This is a genomic window from Leptospira interrogans (genome assembly GCF_900156205.1).
Taxonomy (GTDB): Bacteria; Spirochaetota; Leptospiria; order Leptospirales; family Leptospiraceae; genus Leptospira; species Leptospira interrogans.
Genome location: NZ_FTNA01000029.1, coordinates 1 through 16,792, shown reverse-complemented (window position 1 = coordinate 16,792; position 16,792 = coordinate 1). Strand labels below are relative to the sequence as shown.

The 16,792-nt window shown below is 36.2% G+C and carries 15 protein-coding genes; 13 read left to right on the top strand and 2 right to left on the bottom strand.

Going from position 1 to position 16,792, the window contains the following annotated elements:
* The first annotated feature begins 1,004 nt into the window (after window positions 1-1,004).
* The 8 genes from BW942_RS17475 to pssA are packed head-to-tail and all read left to right on the top strand — an operon-like array spanning window position 1,005 to window position 8,401.
* Window positions 1,005-1,613: a hypothetical protein gene (locus tag BW942_RS17475; protein WP_001010039.1), complete on the top strand. Its 609-nt coding sequence runs from the start codon at window positions 1,005-1,007 to the stop codon at window positions 1,611-1,613.
* Window positions 1,589-3,049 carry a TolC family protein gene (locus BW942_RS17470; protein ID WP_000254988.1) on the top strand — a complete coding sequence of 487 codons (1,461 nt, stop codon included), beginning with the start codon at window positions 1,589-1,591 and terminating at the stop codon, window positions 3,047-3,049. The genes BW942_RS17475 and BW942_RS17470 overlap by 25 nt, the downstream gene beginning before the upstream one ends.
* A 17-nt stretch (window positions 3,050-3,066) precedes the next feature.
* Complete coding sequence (locus tag BW942_RS17465) at window positions 3,067-4,248, top strand: efflux RND transporter periplasmic adaptor subunit (protein WP_000614677.1); 1,182 nt, start codon at window positions 3,067-3,069, stop codon at window positions 4,246-4,248.
* 52 nt (window positions 4,249-4,300) lie between these two features.
* The gene (gene lexA, locus BW942_RS17460) at window positions 4,301-4,912 is read left to right on the top strand and encodes a transcriptional repressor LexA (RefSeq protein WP_000654116.1); all 612 of its coding nucleotides are present in this window, start codon (window positions 4,301-4,303) and stop codon (window positions 4,910-4,912) included.
* Between the two features lie 38 nt (window positions 4,913-4,950).
* Complete coding sequence (locus BW942_RS17455; RefSeq protein ID WP_000283525.1) at window positions 4,951-5,241, top strand: LA_1448 family UV-C exposure upregulated protein; 291 nt, start codon at window positions 4,951-4,953, stop codon at window positions 5,239-5,241.
* Window positions 5,231-6,619: a S41 family peptidase gene (locus tag BW942_RS17450; protein ID WP_000790723.1), complete on the top strand. Its 1,389-nt coding sequence runs from the start codon at window positions 5,231-5,233 to the stop codon at window positions 6,617-6,619. The genes BW942_RS17455 and BW942_RS17450 overlap by 11 nt, the downstream gene beginning before the upstream one ends.
* A gap of 4 nt (window positions 6,620-6,623) precedes the next feature.
* A complete protein-coding gene (gene tsaD, locus BW942_RS17445) occupies window positions 6,624-7,640 on the top strand; it encodes a tRNA (adenosine(37)-N6)-threonylcarbamoyltransferase complex transferase subunit TsaD (RefSeq protein WP_000579852.1) in 1,017 nt (338 codons plus the stop codon).
* Window positions 7,637-8,401 carry a CDP-diacylglycerol--serine O-phosphatidyltransferase gene (gene pssA / locus BW942_RS17440; protein ID WP_000769017.1) on the top strand — a complete coding sequence of 255 codons (765 nt, stop codon included), beginning with the start codon at window positions 7,637-7,639 and terminating at the stop codon, window positions 8,399-8,401. Before tsaD ends, pssA begins: the two co-directional genes overlap by 4 nt.
* Before the next feature lie 157 nt (window positions 8,402-8,558).
* Here the strand turns inward: pssA and BW942_RS21580 are convergent, their stop codons facing one another.
* Together BW942_RS21580 and BW942_RS17425 are read right to left on the bottom strand one after the other, a co-directional pair.
* Window positions 8,559-10,439: a hypothetical protein gene (locus BW942_RS21580; RefSeq protein WP_000577131.1), complete on the bottom strand. Its 1,881-nt coding sequence runs from the start codon at window positions 10,437-10,439 to the stop codon at window positions 8,559-8,561.
* A complete protein-coding gene (locus BW942_RS17425) occupies window positions 10,436-11,512 on the bottom strand; it encodes a hypothetical protein (protein ID WP_000517663.1) in 1,077 nt (358 codons plus the stop codon). The genes BW942_RS21580 and BW942_RS17425 overlap by 4 nt, the downstream gene beginning before the upstream one ends.
* A gap of 294 nt (window positions 11,513-11,806) precedes the next feature.
* Between BW942_RS17425 and BW942_RS17420 the strand changes: the two genes are divergently transcribed.
* Genes BW942_RS17420 through BW942_RS17400 form a run of 5 tightly spaced genes read left to right on the top strand, consistent with a single transcriptional unit; the run spans window position 11,807 to window position 16,129 of the window.
* Window positions 11,807-12,031: an LIC12298 family protein gene (locus BW942_RS17420; protein ID WP_000586914.1), complete on the top strand. Its 225-nt coding sequence runs from the start codon at window positions 11,807-11,809 to the stop codon at window positions 12,029-12,031.
* Window positions 12,028-12,726 carry a JAB domain-containing protein gene (locus BW942_RS17415; RefSeq protein ID WP_000842507.1) on the top strand — a complete coding sequence of 233 codons (699 nt, stop codon included), beginning with the start codon at window positions 12,028-12,030 and terminating at the stop codon, window positions 12,724-12,726. Before BW942_RS17420 ends, BW942_RS17415 begins: the two co-directional genes overlap by 4 nt.
* On the top strand, window positions 12,720-13,475 hold the full coding sequence (locus BW942_RS17410; RefSeq protein ID WP_000916818.1) for an ABC transporter permease: 756 nt from the start codon (window positions 12,720-12,722) through the stop codon (window positions 13,473-13,475). Before BW942_RS17415 ends, BW942_RS17410 begins: the two co-directional genes overlap by 7 nt.
* On the top strand, window positions 13,472-14,770 hold the full coding sequence (locus BW942_RS17405; RefSeq protein ID WP_000054169.1) for an ABC transporter ATP-binding protein: 1,299 nt from the start codon (window positions 13,472-13,474) through the stop codon (window positions 14,768-14,770). The genes BW942_RS17410 and BW942_RS17405 overlap by 4 nt, the downstream gene beginning before the upstream one ends.
* A gap of 48 nt (window positions 14,771-14,818) precedes the next feature.
* Entirely contained in the window at window positions 14,819-16,129 is a 1,311-nt protein-coding gene (locus BW942_RS17400; RefSeq protein ID WP_000861675.1) for a UDP-glucose dehydrogenase family protein, read from the top strand.
* The last annotated feature ends 663 nt before the right edge of the window (window positions 16,130-16,792 follow it).

Here is a 16,792-nt window from a genome sequence, read left to right as displayed (position 1 = left end):
TTTTTAATAAAGTGCAGTAGTTCTTACAAATTAAGTCATCAACCTCACAAGTTGAAGAGGATTTTAGAATCAAAATTAAACTCAAGCACAACGCTTTCCTAAACTCAGCGTCTTACTCCCTGAACTCATGCAACGCTCTCTATGAATCGCGTTGTGGGATGTAAGTTTTACAGAGGATTTGTAGTAATTCCGACAGATTAATCTTGAAATACAACACTTGTGAGGTTGTTATATTACAAATTAAGTCGCACAATTTGCGAATTTTCGAGCAGTTCTAATTTAGTCCAATTTTTGTAATAGTTCCCACATTAGGTTGTTTTGGGACGAGCTCTTTGTAACTTAAGGCGAAATTATATATTAAGTTTATTGCATTCAATTTGTTGGCTGAAGCTAAAAGCGCGAACCTTGTTTTTTCTTTGAACTTACATTAAATATTTAATATAAATTCGATATAAAAAAATGAGAAAGAAAGAAATATGAGTTCCCACATTTTCAAAACGTATTCGTAAAATTGTGATTTGTGGTAGTTCCCACAGAAATCTAATATTGATGATTTTACAGTTTTTTAAACATTAAGGTTTTTGAAAAATGAATTCTCTACCTTGTTTCTGTTCCATAGAAACGGTCGATTGAAGCAGTTTTGTTAATCTGAATTTTAAACATTCATTTTTTATGATTCAGTTTGCGCATTAGTTCCCACGGATTTAGATTCATTTCATTTTTTTGAAAATTTTTCGGTCCTTAAGGTTTATATTTATAAATAAGCCAAGAATTTGAATGGCGGTAGTTTGATTTTTTTTGTGAAAAAAGGAATTTTTATACAATTGGTTCCTGATATCGAAATCATGTTAAAATAAAAAGGTAGGAACTCTTACTACTTTAAATTTTATCGTATCGATTTTTAAGTTACAAAAATTCAAATCCATAAAAACAAAAATTTTACTTAGACTTTCAGATTGATTTCCAGAGACCGAATCGTTTCTTTGAAAAACTTGGAAACCAGAATGAATTTTCTTATAAAACAAACCTTTCTTTTTAGAAAAAGTAGAATCTTTCACGTTTTATTACTCGGTCTGATTTTGACCCTTTATTGTAGTTTTGCATTAGAAAGGGAAACATTTCTTGCAGAAACGAACTTAAAAGCGCCGGAAATTTGGGTCGGAAAGATATTTCTTGCGGGTCATACAGTAGATCATAAAAAGGATACTTCTGAAATTCTGCGTTTGATTCAAACGCTTGTAGAAGATACGGTTGCAAAAGATTATTCAAAACTTTCAGATCAGGTTTCTCCCAAAGAAGGGTTATTGTTAGATCTAAAAGGGATTTGGACCCGAGAAGAAATCAAAAAGGAACTTTCTAAAAAAGGAAATTATTTCGAGACTTATTTTTTCGATCGGGAATTACTGAAAAAACAAAAGAACTCCGAAAACGTAAGAACGGTCCGGGATTTATTTTTACTTTCGGGAGGGATAGAAATAGAATTCTATTATGAAAGTATGACAGAATGCGAATTAAAATTTAGATTTAAAGAAAATACGGAATGGGAGAAAGAACTTATCAATCCATATTTTAAAAAAGTGCAGGGAAAATGGTATCTTCACAGAATGTTTTAGTGGCTTTGGCCTTTGGTATTTTTCTCGGACTAAATCCCTTTTCTCAGATTGACTCGGAAGTGATTCCTCTTGAATTTCCATTTCCAACGGAAGAAGAAAGAAAAAAAAACGGATTGGGGTCCGAAACAACTACAGGCCCTAATAAATCCCCAAATTTACAGGAAGTACAAACTCAAACACAAGATGCTACAAATTCGGCTTCCTTTGCCGGGAAAATCGTAGACTGGGACGTGGAAAAATTAACCGAATATGCGGTTGCAAATAATCCACTTTATCTTGCAGAAAAACAAAATATGGGAATCGAAAGAGGAAAGGTAATTACCGCTTCTCTTTATCGAAATCCGGTCATACAATATCAACAACAGTTTATAGGAATGCCCGGAGGAGGCTCTTCCGGACCACAGATTTTAGGAGCCAACGGATCTCAAGGGGGAAATACAGAAGTTGCCCCTGCACTTTATCAGGATTTAGACGTATACGGAATCATTTCACTTAGGTCCAAGGTTGCTAAAAAATCTTTCGAAGCGGTTTTAGGAGAATTCGATAACTTTGATAGACTTTTTAGGCTTAGGCTTAGGCAAAACTATTGGGCTTATTTATTTCTTACTAATTTAGTAGATTATAATAAAGAATTTTACGAAAATTACAGTGATCTTTTGGAGCTTACTAAGTTTCGAGTAGAAAAAGGGGACATTTCTCCTCTTGAATATGAAAGACTTGAATTGGAAAGAATCCAGGTGGAAAAATTTTATAGGGACGCACTCGTTCGAAGACAATTTGTGGAAAAAGAACTTAGAATCCTTTCCGGAATTCGTGAATCGGAAGGAATTTTCGCGTTTAAAACGGAAATGAAGTTCAAATCTTTAGAAGACCTAGGACTTAAATTGAAGGACTCTTCTGTTGCATCCGTAAACCGTCCTGACTTAGCTGCACTTGAAGAAAGGGTAAAAGAGAAAAAATTAAATATAGATCTTCAGAGAAGAGAGGCTTTAGGTTATCTACAGGTAGGAGGAGAATGGAGAATCAAAGGTAATGAACACTACGCCGGAGTTTTTGCTACGATCCCACTTCCCTTAAACGACAGGGGGCAAGGAAAGGTTCTTTCCGCAAAAGAAGAACATAGAAAATTTGAACTTGCACTCGAAGCGAAAAAAAGAGAAGTGAACGAAGAAATTGAGGCATCTAAAAAGGAACTACTCGCAAGGGAAGACCTTCTTGCAAAATACGAAAGAATTAATCTATTACAAAAAAATAAACAACTGGAACAAAAATCTAGGATTGCTTACGTAAGAGGAGCATCCGATCAGGTGACCTTTTTACAGGCTGAAAAAAATTATCTTACTGTATTAAGAGATTATTATGAAGTGTTGTATCTATATTACAACGCGGTTGAAATTTATAAGGCTGCAGTCGGAAAAAAAATGGAGAGGGACTAAAAAACTTCGGAGATTCTATGATCCAAATCATAAAAAGATATAAATTTATTCTGGTTCTTCTCGCGGTTTTAAGTACGGGATATTTAGGGTATAAAAAATTCTTCCCGAAAAAAACTGAAGAAAAGAAACAATCGACTGTCGATAAAAACAAATTCACCGTATCCGAAGAGATATTAAAAAGACATCCTATTACGTTAGTCTCTCTTAAGGAGATTGCTGCAATTGACGAAGTAGCTCTTCCTGGAAGGATTTCGTACGACCCAGAAAGTATGGCTAGGGCGGGTTCCACGGTAGAAGCCAGGATCAAAAAAGTTTTAGTGAGAGAAGGGGATCGAGTCAGTCAGGGTTCTCCACTTGCGATTCTTTCTTCGGTAATGCTTGGGGAAGTGGAAGCTTCTTATGTAAAAGCAAGGGCCAGTCTTGAAGCCTTAAAGTTACAAGCAGACCGTGCAAAAGAACTTTTTGATATGAAAGTGACTTCTGCAAAAGATTATGAATTTGCAAACATGCAATATAAAACCGCTAAAACTGAAGTGGAAACGACTCGAATCAAACTAGAAAACTACGGATTGACTCCTGCGGAAATCGCTGGAATTGAAAGAGGGGTTTACGTTTCTTCTAATCTAGTTCTAAGAAGTCCTATTAACGGAGAAGTTACAGAAAGAAAAGCGGTTCAAGGACAACAAGTGACTAGAAACGAAGATCTGTTTACGATCGCCAATTTAACCAATCTGATGGTTCTATTAGAAGTTTATGAAAAAGATCTAGGTATGATTTCTGAAGGGGCGGAAGCTCAAATTTATCCATTAGGAGATGAAAAGTCTCCCGGAATTCGGGGAGAGGTCGCGTATGTGGGAAGCGTTTTAGATAGTATCAAAAGAACAGCAAAACTTAGAATCATGGTTTCCAATCGAAACGGAAAACTAAAACCGGGTCAATCTGTAACCGCAAAAGTAAAAGGAATGGTGGCCAATTCTGGTTCCGAACCAAGAAAGACAATTCCTCTAGAAGCAGTTCATGAAATCGAAGGAAAGTCTTTTGTGTTTCTTCAGAACGAAGATGGAAGTTTTGAAGCTACTGAAGTAATTGTAGGAGATACCGTGGGAGATGAAGTTGTCATCAAAGCGGGTATTAGAGAAGGAGCAGAGATCGTTTCTAGAGGATCCTTTATTCTTAAAAGTGAATATTTAAAGCTTTGATTTTACTATTTTTGTGTTGACTTAGCATCTATTCACTACTAAGTTGTTTAGTATGAAAGACCTGACAGACAAACAACAGGCTGTTCTTGCATTTATCACAGCAATCATCAAAGAGCGCGGTTTTCCACCTACGATTCGAGAAATTGGAGACGAGTTCGGAATTACGGCAAAGGGTGCCTACGATCATCTCAAAGCAATTGAGAAAAAAGGTTATCTCAAGACCGCAAAGAACCAATCCAGGGCTATAGAACTCATTCGTCAAAGTCCTATGGAATCACTTCCCGTTCAGGCCACAAGTATTCCTGTCATCGGTCAAGTGGCGGCTGGGCTTCCTATTTTTGCGGAAGAAAATATAGAGTCTTACATTCCGGTTCCAGACGAGATGGCTAAAGGAAATGTTCCTATGTATGCACTTCGTGTTCAGGGAGATTCCATGATTGAAGTAGGGATCAATGATGGAGACATTGCAATTATAGAAAAGAGAGACATCGCTCGAAATGGAGAGATTGTAGTTGCACTGATCGAAGACGAGGCTACTTTGAAAGTATATTATAAAGAGCAGGATCAGATTCGTTTAGAAGCTAGAAATCCAAAATACAAACCGATTAAAACTAAGAAAGCGACTGTCATGGGAAAGCTGATCGGTTTATATCGAATTTACTGATTGACAGAGTGAGAAACTCAACTGAGACTTCGGACAGAGTGTATCCACGAAAACTTTTCCTTTTTGTACTTCTTCTTTTTGTATTTCAATGCAGTTCTCCTAAAAAAGAAATCACAGAAAGTGATTTAAAAAGGGTTTTAGAAAGAGTAAGCATTGCAAGAATCAACGCTAATCTCAAAATCTCTTCCGAAAAATCTCCGTCTGGAGATTTAACCTTTTTTTTAGAAGCTTGTTCTGCGTATCGATTGGATCCAGATAGTGTACTAAAAAGTCTGAAACAAAAAAATCCCGCCCTACACGAGGCGTTGATCAAAGAATATGAAAAATAAAGAAAGAATGATCTGGATTGGAATTGTTTCCTTTCTCAGCTTTGCACTGATTTTTCCGATAGAAACCGTAAAAGGGATTTCTAAAACCGGGGAATCTTATCTACAAATTTTCCACGAAGTATTATCTACTATTCATTCCGACTATGTGGAATCCGTAGACGAGGAAAAACTCTATCAAGGAGCCATTCGAGGACTTATTTCTTCTTTGGGAGATCCACATTCTCGTTTTATGGATAAGGATGATTTTTCTCAGCTCCAAGAGGAAACCAGGGGTAGTTTTGGCGGATTGGGAATGGAGGTTTCTTTTGCGGATGGTGCGATTGTAGTCATTTCTCCCATTGAAGACACACCCGCAATGAAGGCTGGGATTTTACCTCAGGATAGAATCATAGAAATCGACGGGAAAAACACACATGATCTTTCTCTTTCCGATTCTATCAAACTGATGCGTGGTAAGGTAGGAACCTCCGTTTCTATCAAATTGGAAAGAAAGAATCAAAAGGAACCTATGGTTCTCACCTTAGTCAGAGAGATGATCAAAATTCGTTATGTAAGATCTTCTTTTTTGGAAAAAGAAAAATTAGGTTATATCAAACTCAATCAGTTTATGGGAAAGGAAAATACTCTTTCCGAATTTAAAAAGGAGTTAAATTCCCTCAAAGAAAAGGGGGCCGAAGGGTTGATCTTAGATTTGAGAATGAACCCGGGCGGACTTTTAGATCTTGCGATAGCACTTTCTGATTTATTCTTAAAACCGGACTTAGACATTGTGTCCGTAAGAGGAAGAGGGGGGGAACTCGTTCGGGTTTTCCGTTCTACTGCAGCAAATGATAAGTTCATCAATTTACCGTTAGTTGTACTGATCAACGAAGGATCTGCCAGCGCTTCCGAAATTTTTGCAGGAGCGATGCAGGATCATGGAAGAGGAAAAATTTTAGGAACGGTTTCTTTTGGAAAAGGTTCGGTTCAAAATATCTATTCACTGTCGCATAACACTGGTATTGCGCTGACGATACAAAAGTATTATACTCCGAGTGGAAAATCGATTCACGGAAAAGGAATTCAACCGGATGTAATTGTAAAGCCGATTGAACCTACTGAAGACGATCGTTTTTATATCCGTAAGATGGCCGAAAAGAAAATGCTTGAGACATTCCTCTTAAAAAATCCAAATTATTCGGAAGCGAATTTTGTCCTTTTGGAGAAATATCTTTCTGAAAAAGGAATCAAACTTTCTGCGGATGTAGCCAGATTTTTATATAAAAGTAAAACTCGTCAAGAAGGGCAAAATTCGATTTTGGATTTGGAGCTGGATCCACAACTTCGTAAGGCGATTGAAATTCTAAGTCCTAACAAAGACGGAGAAAAAAAATCTTAAACCCATGATCGGAATGGGAATCGAAACCAGTTGTGATGAAACATCGATTGGGATCGTGCGCGATGGTAAGGACTTACTTAGCCTTAAAATTTTCAGTCAGATCGATTTACATAAACCCTACGGAGGGATTGTTCCAGAAATCGCCTCTAGGGCTCATTTAGAAAAAATCAATCTTTTACTCGAAGAAGCGATGGAAGAATCTGAGATTCAATTTAAAGATCTTTCTTACGTCGCTGTGACTTCTTCTCCTGGTTTGACTGGTTCTTTGATGGTAGGAGCCCAGATGGCCCGTTGTATTCACATGGTATACGAAACTCCGATTTTACCTGTATGCCATCTTCAGTCTCATTTTGCTGTGTTACATTTGGAGGGAGTTCCCACAGAATTTCCTGTTTTAGGACTTTTACTTTCCGGAGGGAATTCGGCCATTTACATCTTACATGAATTTGGTAAAATGGAACTGTTAGGAGATACGATGGATGACGCTTTAGGGGAGGCCTTTGATAAAGTGGCAGGCCTTTTAGAACTTCCTTATCCTGGCGGACCTCATATAGAAGTGAGGGCGAAAGAATACAAACCATCTCCAAATGAAAAACCGATCCTTCCAGCACTTTTACGAAATCTTCCACAAGAAGAGGTATCTTTTTCTTTTAGCGGACTGAAAACCGCTGTGATGGTATTATTGGAAAAGCAAAAAGAACTTTCAAAAGAAAGGATTTGTTGGAATTTTCAGAATTCTGCGTTTGATCTAGTTGAAAGAAATCTTAAACGGGCAGTTTCGAAAACCGGGATCAAACGTATTTTTGCCGCGGGAGGGGTGCTTGCAAACTTCACTCTTCAGAATCGGTTGTATACCTGGGCCGAAAAAAATTCCGTGGAACTTTTTGCTCCCAAGAAAAAAATTTATTGTACTGATAACGGTGCAATGGTAGCGTCGCTGGGATACTATTTGTTTCAAAAAGGTTATCAAAGAGATATTGATTTTACGGTCAGTCCATCCAGACAGGAGATTTTTTCATGAAACTCAAACTTAGTTGGGTTCCTAATACTCTTACGCTCGGAAATCTCACGATGGGATTCAGCGCGATGCTCGTAGCATCGGAAGCAGGGTCCAGAAATGGAAACGAATTGCAAGCTTATACACTTGCAGGATTTTTTATATTACTCGCCGCGCTTTGCGACGGATTAGATGGAATGGCGGCGAGAGCTCTCCATGCAACTTCGGAAATAGGAGCCGACCTGGACAGTCTTGCGGATTTGACCGCGTTCGGAATCGCTCCTGGCTATTTGATGTATCAAATGGTTTTATGCGAATACAAAATAGACGTCTTTGGAAAAGAAGATCTTTTTCCAATCGGAATGTTAATCGCGGCAGTTTTTCCAATTTGCGCGGCGTATCGACTCGCAAGATTCAATGTGGCTCACGATCCTAAGTCTTTTACAGGATTACCTTCTCCAGTTGCTGGGGTGACCGTGGGATTTTTTCCTATCTTTTTGAATGCGAATTCCGCACCTCATTGGCTCACGATTGCAGCGTTTGTGCTCATTGCAGTATTGATGGTATCTAATATACGTTATTCGAAACCTCAAGTGGCGATTCGATCTAAACTCAATCCGACTCGTTTGTTTTTACTAATCCTTGGAATTGGTATTTTACTCGCGTTGATCGGACTCAAACGTTGGCCTTGGTTGATCTATGGATTGATTTTCTTTTATATTTTTTCCGGAATTATGACCTTTCTCATACATTTAATCCAAGAATTTAGAGTCAAGTTAGATTGATTTGAAAATACATTTGTAAATAAACGCGATAAGTTTTCTAGTAAAAATGGATACTTATTATGTAGTTCTGAGTAATAGAAAATGTGAGAGAGGATACTATACAACTCAGTTTTACGGATCAATTCTGAAAATGTAAAAGCTTATACTTTAAGAAAATTTAAAATATAAATTGGGCTTGTAGATTGATCCAGATTCCTTCGTTTTTGTTTTCTTTTCTTCTGGAATGACTGACCGTAAAAGCGATGTAAGGCGACAATAATCTAAGACGAAAAGAAGAAGAACGATCCGTAAAAATCAAACTCGTTTCGTCTCTTGCGGTTCTTGCTTCAAAAAGAGAATCTGTTTTGTTTCCTTCTTTCTGAAATAAAAAAGCACCTTCTAAATTCCAAAATTCGTTGAGACGAAAAGACCATTTTCCTTCGGTGATACTGTCACCGTTTATTCTCCATTCTTGACCGGCTTCGATCGTAAAATTTTTTCGAACGAGACCGTAATAAATTCCACGACCAATGGTTTCGTTTGAATAATTTCTGAGAGCAAGAAGGATTCCTCCCCAAAAAAAATCGTAAAAAATTGGAGCCTTGCCTGCGATAATTTCCCAACGTTTTGAAGAAGGATCTAAATCCTGTCGAAATTTTTTTTCCGAATCTAACAATTGTAGGATGTCGCTAGAAAAATAATCGGATTGTTTCAGATCAAATTCTAAAGGACGATTCCAAGCGCGAATCCATTCTAAACTAAAATAAGAATTAGAAACGATTCCCAGACGTGTCAGTTGAGCCTTACCTTTGAGTTCACTTCGATCTGGATCTAGAGCAAACAAATCTTCGCTTTTTCCTCGATAACCAGTGAGTTTGAATTCTAATTTTTGAGAAGAAATGGAAGAATAAAATGTACCATCGATTTCCTTTTTCTGTCCCAAGGTTTGAATTCTAGAAACGATTTTAGGACTGGTAAGGCCGAATTGATCCGAATAGAAGTTTATGGAAACGTAATGTTTTTTTATTTCCGGTGAATACGCAAACTCAAATAATTTCCATGGAGAAATAAAATAAATCCCAGGTTTACTTTTGGCTTCTTGTTCGGAGTAATACGTTCCTATAGACCAATCTTTCCATTTAAAACTTAAAAACCCAGCTTTGTGAATCGGTTGATCGATTCCGGGTAACGCTGTATAAAAATTGTTATCTCTCAAAAAATAAAAATTTTCTAAAGGACGGAATCTATGTCCAAAACTCGCTCTAAAAAATTTTTGATCAATTTGACCAGAAAAAAAAGGACTTCCATTTCTAGTTTCTATAAAACCTGTAAAACAATTCGAAAGAGGAAAAAAAATTTTTGAATTCTGTAAAACAACACTTCGCCTAACACTAAACGAATCCGTTTGGTTTTTATCGTTTAAATTTGTTCGAATCGATTCGTTTTTGATCGTACAATTTGAGATTTTAAAAAACCAATTTTCTTTTGTATAATGAGAATATCTAGATTCGTAGGTTTCGAACGTAACTCCGATTCTGGATTCAATTGCAAAAAGATCAGTATTTGCGATTATCCAAAATAAAAAAGTTACATTTAAAAAAATAAAAAATCGTTTTAGAAACCAAATTGGTTTTTTTATTTTTTTCTTTTGAGGTTTTGGAAAAAATTTAAAATAAAAGGAACTGAAATTATTCTTTTGAAATGAAAGTTCATTTGTATTTTTAAAATAATCTTTTGAATCCCGCCAAATTACAAATTCAAAAAGAGACTTTAGAATATATTTAAAAAAAATGTTTTTAAATATATTTTGAGAGAATTGGTTTAAAATAAAAAAAATTTGTTTTAATAGAACAATTTTATATTTTAAAAATAAAGAATATTCAGAAAATAAAATTTGTTTTTTCGGATCAAAAATTAAATTTTTTCTAAATCGAATTTGTTTTTGAGGAGTAAAAACTGAATTTTCTCTGAGTTTTGATTTTAAAAATAGAAAATAAAAAACCAATCGTAGTGAACGCGTTTTTAAAATTCTAAGTGGACGTTTTAATGGAAAAATCATCTTTTATCTTTGGGAAGAATTGAATTTTTAAGAATGTGCTTCGGATTTTTCTTTTTCAAAAGAACGAAAATTTTGGTTTGTTCTTTTACTGAAAGAGAATGAAATAACTTTAGAAATTCTTCTTTAGAGTTATAGCTCGCCTTAGAAATTTCCAAAGCGAAGGAAAGAGTAAAACCGGCGGACAATAATTCCTGAACGGAAATCGAAATATTCGTATAACTGCGAATAAATGAACTTATGTAGGAATAATTTGTTTTATCTTTTTCTAAAAGAGAAGTTTCGAACGATTTTGATTTTGTGTTTTTAGAACTTAAATTTTTAGATTTAAAAAGTGAATTCGACTGAAATTCGTCTGTGGATTCAAAAAGTGTTTTAGATTTGAGATCTTGTTGGAAATTACTGATTCCAAATTTCCCGGTTAGAAATGATTCTTCTTCCTGCGTTTGATTCCAGAAAAAAGAAGAGTAAATTTTTTCCCAAGAAACCCTGATTCCAAGAGTGAATTGATCTTCGGTATAGGATTTGTCCCATGTCCTTGAAAATCCTAAAAATAATTGAAGTCCAGTATCAAAGTTAGAATGAAGAAAGATAGAACCACTTTTAAAATCTTTTCCAGTTTTTCCAAAAACTTGGATCGTTTGTTTGTCCGGAATTGTAAGGTGGATTCCGAAAATTCCTAAATCCTTTTCTCCTCTTTCCCAACCTACAAAAACGGAAGGGTGCAGATCCTTCTTTTCTGAAATAAAAGAATATTCAAGTCCTATGTAAGTTTGATGAACGACTGAAAAAGTCTTGTGATTCTCATAAAGAAAATGGGTTTTCCAAAAATGTTTACGTTCTCGTTTCCAAACTGGAAGTTCAAGCCAGGCTCCATAAGAAGTAAATTTTTTTCTGGTTTCGAATAAACCTCCTAAAGAAGGATTCAGATTCTTATGAATTAAAAAAAACGTAGGATCTAAAATTGAGGATCTTTCTTCTGAATTTAAAGAAATAAAACTCAAAAGAAAAAAACCGAATACAACTTGGAACTTTAAGAAAGAATTTTTCGGTCTGAACGAATTGTTTTTCCCCACTCTGAAAGCGGTTCGAGGAAATTATTTGGGGGAGCGGTTTTTTTGAAAAAAATGAAATTTTTTTAAAAAAAAAATCAGAACACAGGCGGTTTTGTCCGGAGAAAAGGTTAAGATAACTCGCAGAAGACGGAAAGGAAAAAAGGATTTTTTAGCCTAACAATACTTTTTTAAAAAGAAAGATTTAGGTTGACATTTACTACTATTTTGATTAGTATGTAAATATCTGTTTAGTGAATTATCCTGTTATTTTATCTGTTTATGTCGTCTAATTTATTAGGAAATGGAGAGAAGACTATGATCATTCGATCTCTGCAAGAATCAGCAAATTACCAGAGAAAACGTAGCGGTCTCCCAGGAGCTGGGCCGAACTGGAAAGAACGAGCCCGTTCTGGGGAATCGAACTTGAAATCTTTTGCGGATTATCTGGAAGAAGCGTTCGAAGGGGAACTCGTTCAAAAAGGGGGCTGGTTTTCAGATTCTCTTTCTGAACTGAGTAAAAATAATCTGAAGCGGATTTGAAGTCTAGCGGAAAACTCTCTGAAAAGTTGAGTCCTTTTCCCGACCCCAGAACACGGATCGCATACGAAGCTGAATCTCTGGAAGACTGGGAACTTTTAGCGGTACTTTTGGGGAGAGGGAATCGGGCTCAACCAATCGAAGAACTTAGCCGAGAGATTTTACACCGAAGTAAAGGATTCGGTGGTCTACTTCAGAAACAAGTTTCGGATCTTCGTAAAATTCCAGGAGTAGGAATTGCGAAGGCAACTACTTTACTTGCGGCCATAGAAATCGCAAGACGTCTTAAGTGGGAGGCTTTAAAAGGAAAACGTTATTCTTCCGAACAATTACTTAATTTTCTTGCTACCAGTTTAATTCCTAAAAATAGAGAATGTTTTGTTCTAATTACACTTTCTCCAGAAGGTGCCGTTTTGCGGGCTGAAGTTGTTGCTGTAGGTAGTTTAGAAGAGGTAGGAGTGCAGACCAGAGACCTTTTAAAGATCATTTTAAACGATGCGGCCTCTGCCGTAATTATTGCCCACAATCATCCTGAATCCAGTTCTAAACCAAGCAAAGAAGATCTTTGGATTTATAAAAATTTTGGAAGTTTGTTGGCTAATATCGGCTTGGAGCTTTTAGACCAATGGATTTTTGGAATTGACGGGATCTATTCCTGTAAGAAAGGTAAGGTTCTTCAGGCTCGAGCGAAGTGTTAAAAAATTTACCGATTCTTTGGATTTTAGTAAGGAGGGATTACGCCTTACAATTTGCGGGAAGTGCTCTTGGAATTTCCTGGATGCTCGTTCAAAATCTCTCTCTAATTTTGATTTACACAATCGTATTTTTATTCATTCATCTCAAAGGAAATCCGGAGTCTGCTTCCGATTTTATAGGATATACATTCAGTGGACTTTTGTTTTGGATTCCTTTGCAGGAATATATAATTCGAGGTACTTCGATTCTTACGGAAAATCGGCAGTTGATTAAAAGATCTCCTTTGGGTCCGGAAATTTTTCTTTGGATTCCTTATATTCAAATGCTCATACATTTTACCGTGACCGCAGTTCCGGTTTTAGTCGTATTGGGTATTTTAGGAAAATTGAATTTAGTTTTATTTCCTATTTCGATTTTTATAATGTTCGTAGTAGGATATTTGCTTTCTTTTATCCAAGGGTATCTGGCCAGGGCGAACGTGATTTTAAGGGATATTACTCCCCTCATTCGTCTTATTTCTCAGTTCTTTTTTTGGTCCTTACCGATTTTGTATGTATCTTCCGGTTTTTTATATTCGATCAACATTTGGAATCCTCTCAATTTTCCGTTGGAGCTTTTTCGATTTTGTTTGTTAAACGACTTGATTCCAGTTTTTCATTGGAAAGAATTTATTCCTTCCTTGATTGTATTTCCTTTGATTGGAGTTTTAAGTCGTTCTAAATTTCATTCTGTTATTTTGGATCATCTTTGAGTTTAAAAGTAGAAAATTTAAGTAAGGTTTACTTTGGATTTAGCGGACCTTTACAAAGAATTTTGAATGTTTTATCTCTTGGCTTTTTGGGAAATGACGTTAAATACGACGCTCTTAAAAACGTAAATTTTGAAGTTTCTTCGGGTGAGATTGTTGGTTTGATCGGCAGAAATGGTGCCGGAAAATCTACACTTTTAAAAGTTCTCACTGGAGTTTCCTCTTATTCATCTGGAAAAATCTTAAAAACTGGTTCTATTCGTTCCATTTTAGAATTAGGAGTTGGTTTTAACCCGGAACTTTCCGGAGAAGAAAATTTATACTACAACGGACTTGTCTGGGGGCTTAGTCCAAACGAGATTCGGTTTTCTATGGCCGAAATTTTTGAATTTTCCGGTCTAACAGAATTTAAGAATATTCCAATTAAACAATATTCTTCCGGAATGGTGATGCGTTTGGGTTTTGCACTTGCTACTTTTTCAAGGCCCGACATTCTCATCGTGGATGAGGCTTTGGCGGTAGGGGACGCAAGTTTTCAACAAAAATGTCTGAGACGTTTTCGTTCTTTCCAAGAACAAGGAACCATAACTTTAATTGTAAGTCATGATCTTGAACTTTTAAAATCTGTATGTTCTAGAGTTTTGATTTTAGAAAAAGGAAGACTGGTTTTTGACGGCGATCCTGTAAAAGGTTTTAGAGAGTATATGCAAATAATTGCAAGTTCTACAAGTGAACAAGAGACAATTTTTCCGGTTCAAAAAGATTCGGTTGTGAAAAGTCTTTCCGTGGATTTAGATCTTGTAGGACCTTATTTAAAAAATTCACCGTTACAAGATATACAACAATTTCCAGTCAGAATCAATCGAAGTAGTGCAGAAGAGGATTTTAAATATAAGGATCGTACAAATTTAAAATTTTTTTCAGTAGGTTGCGAAGTAGAAATTTCAATTCATGTAATATTCAAAAATGAGATTCCAGATCTTACGGTAGGTTTTCATATAGACGATTCTCGTGGAATTCGCGTTTTTGGAACAAACACGTTTCATCTCGGAAATTCTCTAAAAAACGTTCGAGCGGGGGAATCCGTTACGGCGAAATTCCGACTTCCTTTGAATTTTTCTGCCGGTAAATATTCTTTGGGGATTGCGTTACACGAAGGTGATAATCACGTAGGAAATAATTATCTTTGGAAAGATGGGATTCTTTCCTTTGAACTGGAACGTTTAGATCTGCCTAAATTTGAAGGGGTTGCTTGGCTTCCGGTGCAAAGTAAACTTCAAAAAGACGTTTCTGATTGATTTATTTTTCTTTCTCAGTCCGGAAAGTTCGGAATCCTGGTTCTCAATATGAAAGTTTGTGTGATTGGAAGCGGTTATGTAGGTCTTGTCGCGGGTGCTTGTTTTGCGGAATATGGAAATCATGTAATTTGCGTAGATAAGGATGAAACTAAAATTGCAAATCTTAAAAAAGGAATCATTCCTATTTATGAGCCGGGGCTTTCTGAACTCGTTTTGAACAACTGGAAAGAAAAAAGATTAGAGTTTACAGTTTCTCTCAAAGAAGGGGTGGAAAAGTCGGATATTATTTTTATTGCTGTGGGAACTCCCACTCTACCGGACGGTTCTTCTGATCTTTCTGCTGTTTTTGCAGTAGCAAAGGAAATCGGTAAGTCCATCAACGGATACAAGGTAATCGTTGATAAGTCTACAGTTCCGGTCGGAACTGCGGCCAAAGTTAAAACCATCATCGCAAACGAAACTAAAGAAGAATTCGACGTGGTTTCCAATCCAGAATTTTTAAAGGAAGGCGCAGCGATTGAAGACTTTATGCGTCCCGAAAGAGTAGTGATCGGTTCTGAAACTCAAAAAGCAGGGGATTTAATTGCACAACTGTATGCTCCTTTTGTTCTAAACGGAAATCCTATTTTGAGAATGGGAGTGGTTTCAGCCGAGCTTACGAAATACGCCTGTAACGCGTTTCTTGCGACTAAAATTTCTTTTGCAAATGAAATCGCTAATCTTTGTGAAGCCGTAGGTGGAAATTACGAAGACGTTCGTAAGGGAATGGGAACCGATTCCAGAATCGGTAGGCAGTTTTTATACGCAGGAATTGGATACGGAGGTTCCTGTTTTCCCAAGGACGTTCGAGCTTTGATCAAAACTTCTGAAGATGAAGGAGCTCCTCTTCAGATCATTCGTAAAGTGGAAGAGGTCAATGAATCTCAAAAACTTAGACTCTATGAGAAAATTATAAAGTTCTATGGAGAATCTGGTCTTTCTGGAAAGACGTTTGCGGTTTGGGGGCTTTCTTTTAAACCAGGAACGGACGACATGAGGGAGGCTCCTTCAATTCCTTTACTTTTAAAATTACATGATAAAAATGTAAAGTTACGGGTTTATGATCCGGTTTCTAAAGAAACGTCTTCTATTTATTTTGAAGGGAAAGTAGAATATTCTGTGGACGCCTATTCTGCTTTGAAAGGTGCGGATGCTCTTTTACTTTTAACCGAGTGGAGAGAATTTAGAGAGCCCGATTTTTTAAAGATCAAAGGGCTATTAAAAAATAAGGTTATCTTTGACGGTAGAAATCAATATTCTCCTGATCTGATGAAAAAAGAAGGCTTTCAATATTTCTCTATTGGTAAACCTAATGTTTGATTTTTTTTAGGTGCTTCTATAAAATTTAAAGATAGTTGTCTTCAAATTTACGAATTGTTCTGATTTCGGGTTTGTGGTTTTTTCGTTCAAGTCCGGAAATGAGTATTTTACGTTAAGTTTTTTACCTGTTCTATATTCATTTGGGTTTTGGGCGAGCCCTTATGTAAGAGAAATTAGAAAATTTTTTCTAGAAAGTCAATTTATCAAGATGATTAATCCTGATTTTCTAGTTTTTAAAGACTAAAAAAAATAAAGTAGTTCCCACATTTTTAGAATTTAACTGTAATACTTCTATTTGTGGTAGTTCCCACATTTTATTTTTACAGAAAAACCAGGTTTAATAAAACGAATTTATTGCTATAATTTGCGTTTATATATTAATATTTTTTAATGTTTTGTTTTGAGAATGATAGCTTAATCCACTTGAATTTGATATGACGCGAAAAAGATCGATGCGAGAAAACTCAGCAGAACGCTCTTTATCATAACCAACCCCACAAGTATTTGATCTCAATATAAATCTGTCGGAATTACGACAAATCCTCTGTAAAACTTAGTTCCCACCCCACAACGCGACCCATAGGAAAGCGTTGTGTTGAGTTTTCCAACGCGACCCATAGGAAAGCGTTGTGTTGAGTTTTCCAACGCGACCCATAGGAAAGC

Bases quoted from the DNA above. Each gene is read 5' to 3' on its own strand.
- BW942_RS21580 (WP_000577131.1), bottom strand. From the start codon at position 10,439: ATGATTTTTCCATTAAAACGTCCACTTAGAATTTTAAAAACGCGTTCA.
- BW942_RS17475 (WP_001010039.1), top strand. From the start codon at position 1,005: ATGAATTTTCTTATAAAACAAACCTTTCTTTTTAGAAAAAGTAGAATC.
- tsaD (WP_000579852.1), top strand. From the start codon at position 6,624: ATGATCGGAATGGGAATCGAAACCAGTTGTGATGAAACATCGATTGGG.
- BW942_RS17400 (WP_000861675.1), top strand. From the start codon at position 14,819: ATGAAAGTTTGTGTGATTGGAAGCGGTTATGTAGGTCTTGTCGCGGGT.
- pssA (WP_000769017.1), top strand. From the start codon at position 7,637: ATGAAACTCAAACTTAGTTGGGTTCCTAATACTCTTACGCTCGGAAAT.
- BW942_RS17470 (WP_000254988.1), top strand. From the start codon at position 1,589: ATGGTATCTTCACAGAATGTTTTAGTGGCTTTGGCCTTTGGTATTTTT.
- BW942_RS17420 (WP_000586914.1), top strand. From the start codon at position 11,807: ATGATCATTCGATCTCTGCAAGAATCAGCAAATTACCAGAGAAAACGT.
- BW942_RS17465 (WP_000614677.1), top strand. From the start codon at position 3,067: ATGATCCAAATCATAAAAAGATATAAATTTATTCTGGTTCTTCTCGCG.
- lexA (WP_000654116.1), top strand. From the start codon at position 4,301: ATGAAAGACCTGACAGACAAACAACAGGCTGTTCTTGCATTTATCACA.
- BW942_RS17450 (WP_000790723.1), top strand. From the start codon at position 5,231: ATGAAAAATAAAGAAAGAATGATCTGGATTGGAATTGTTTCCTTTCTC.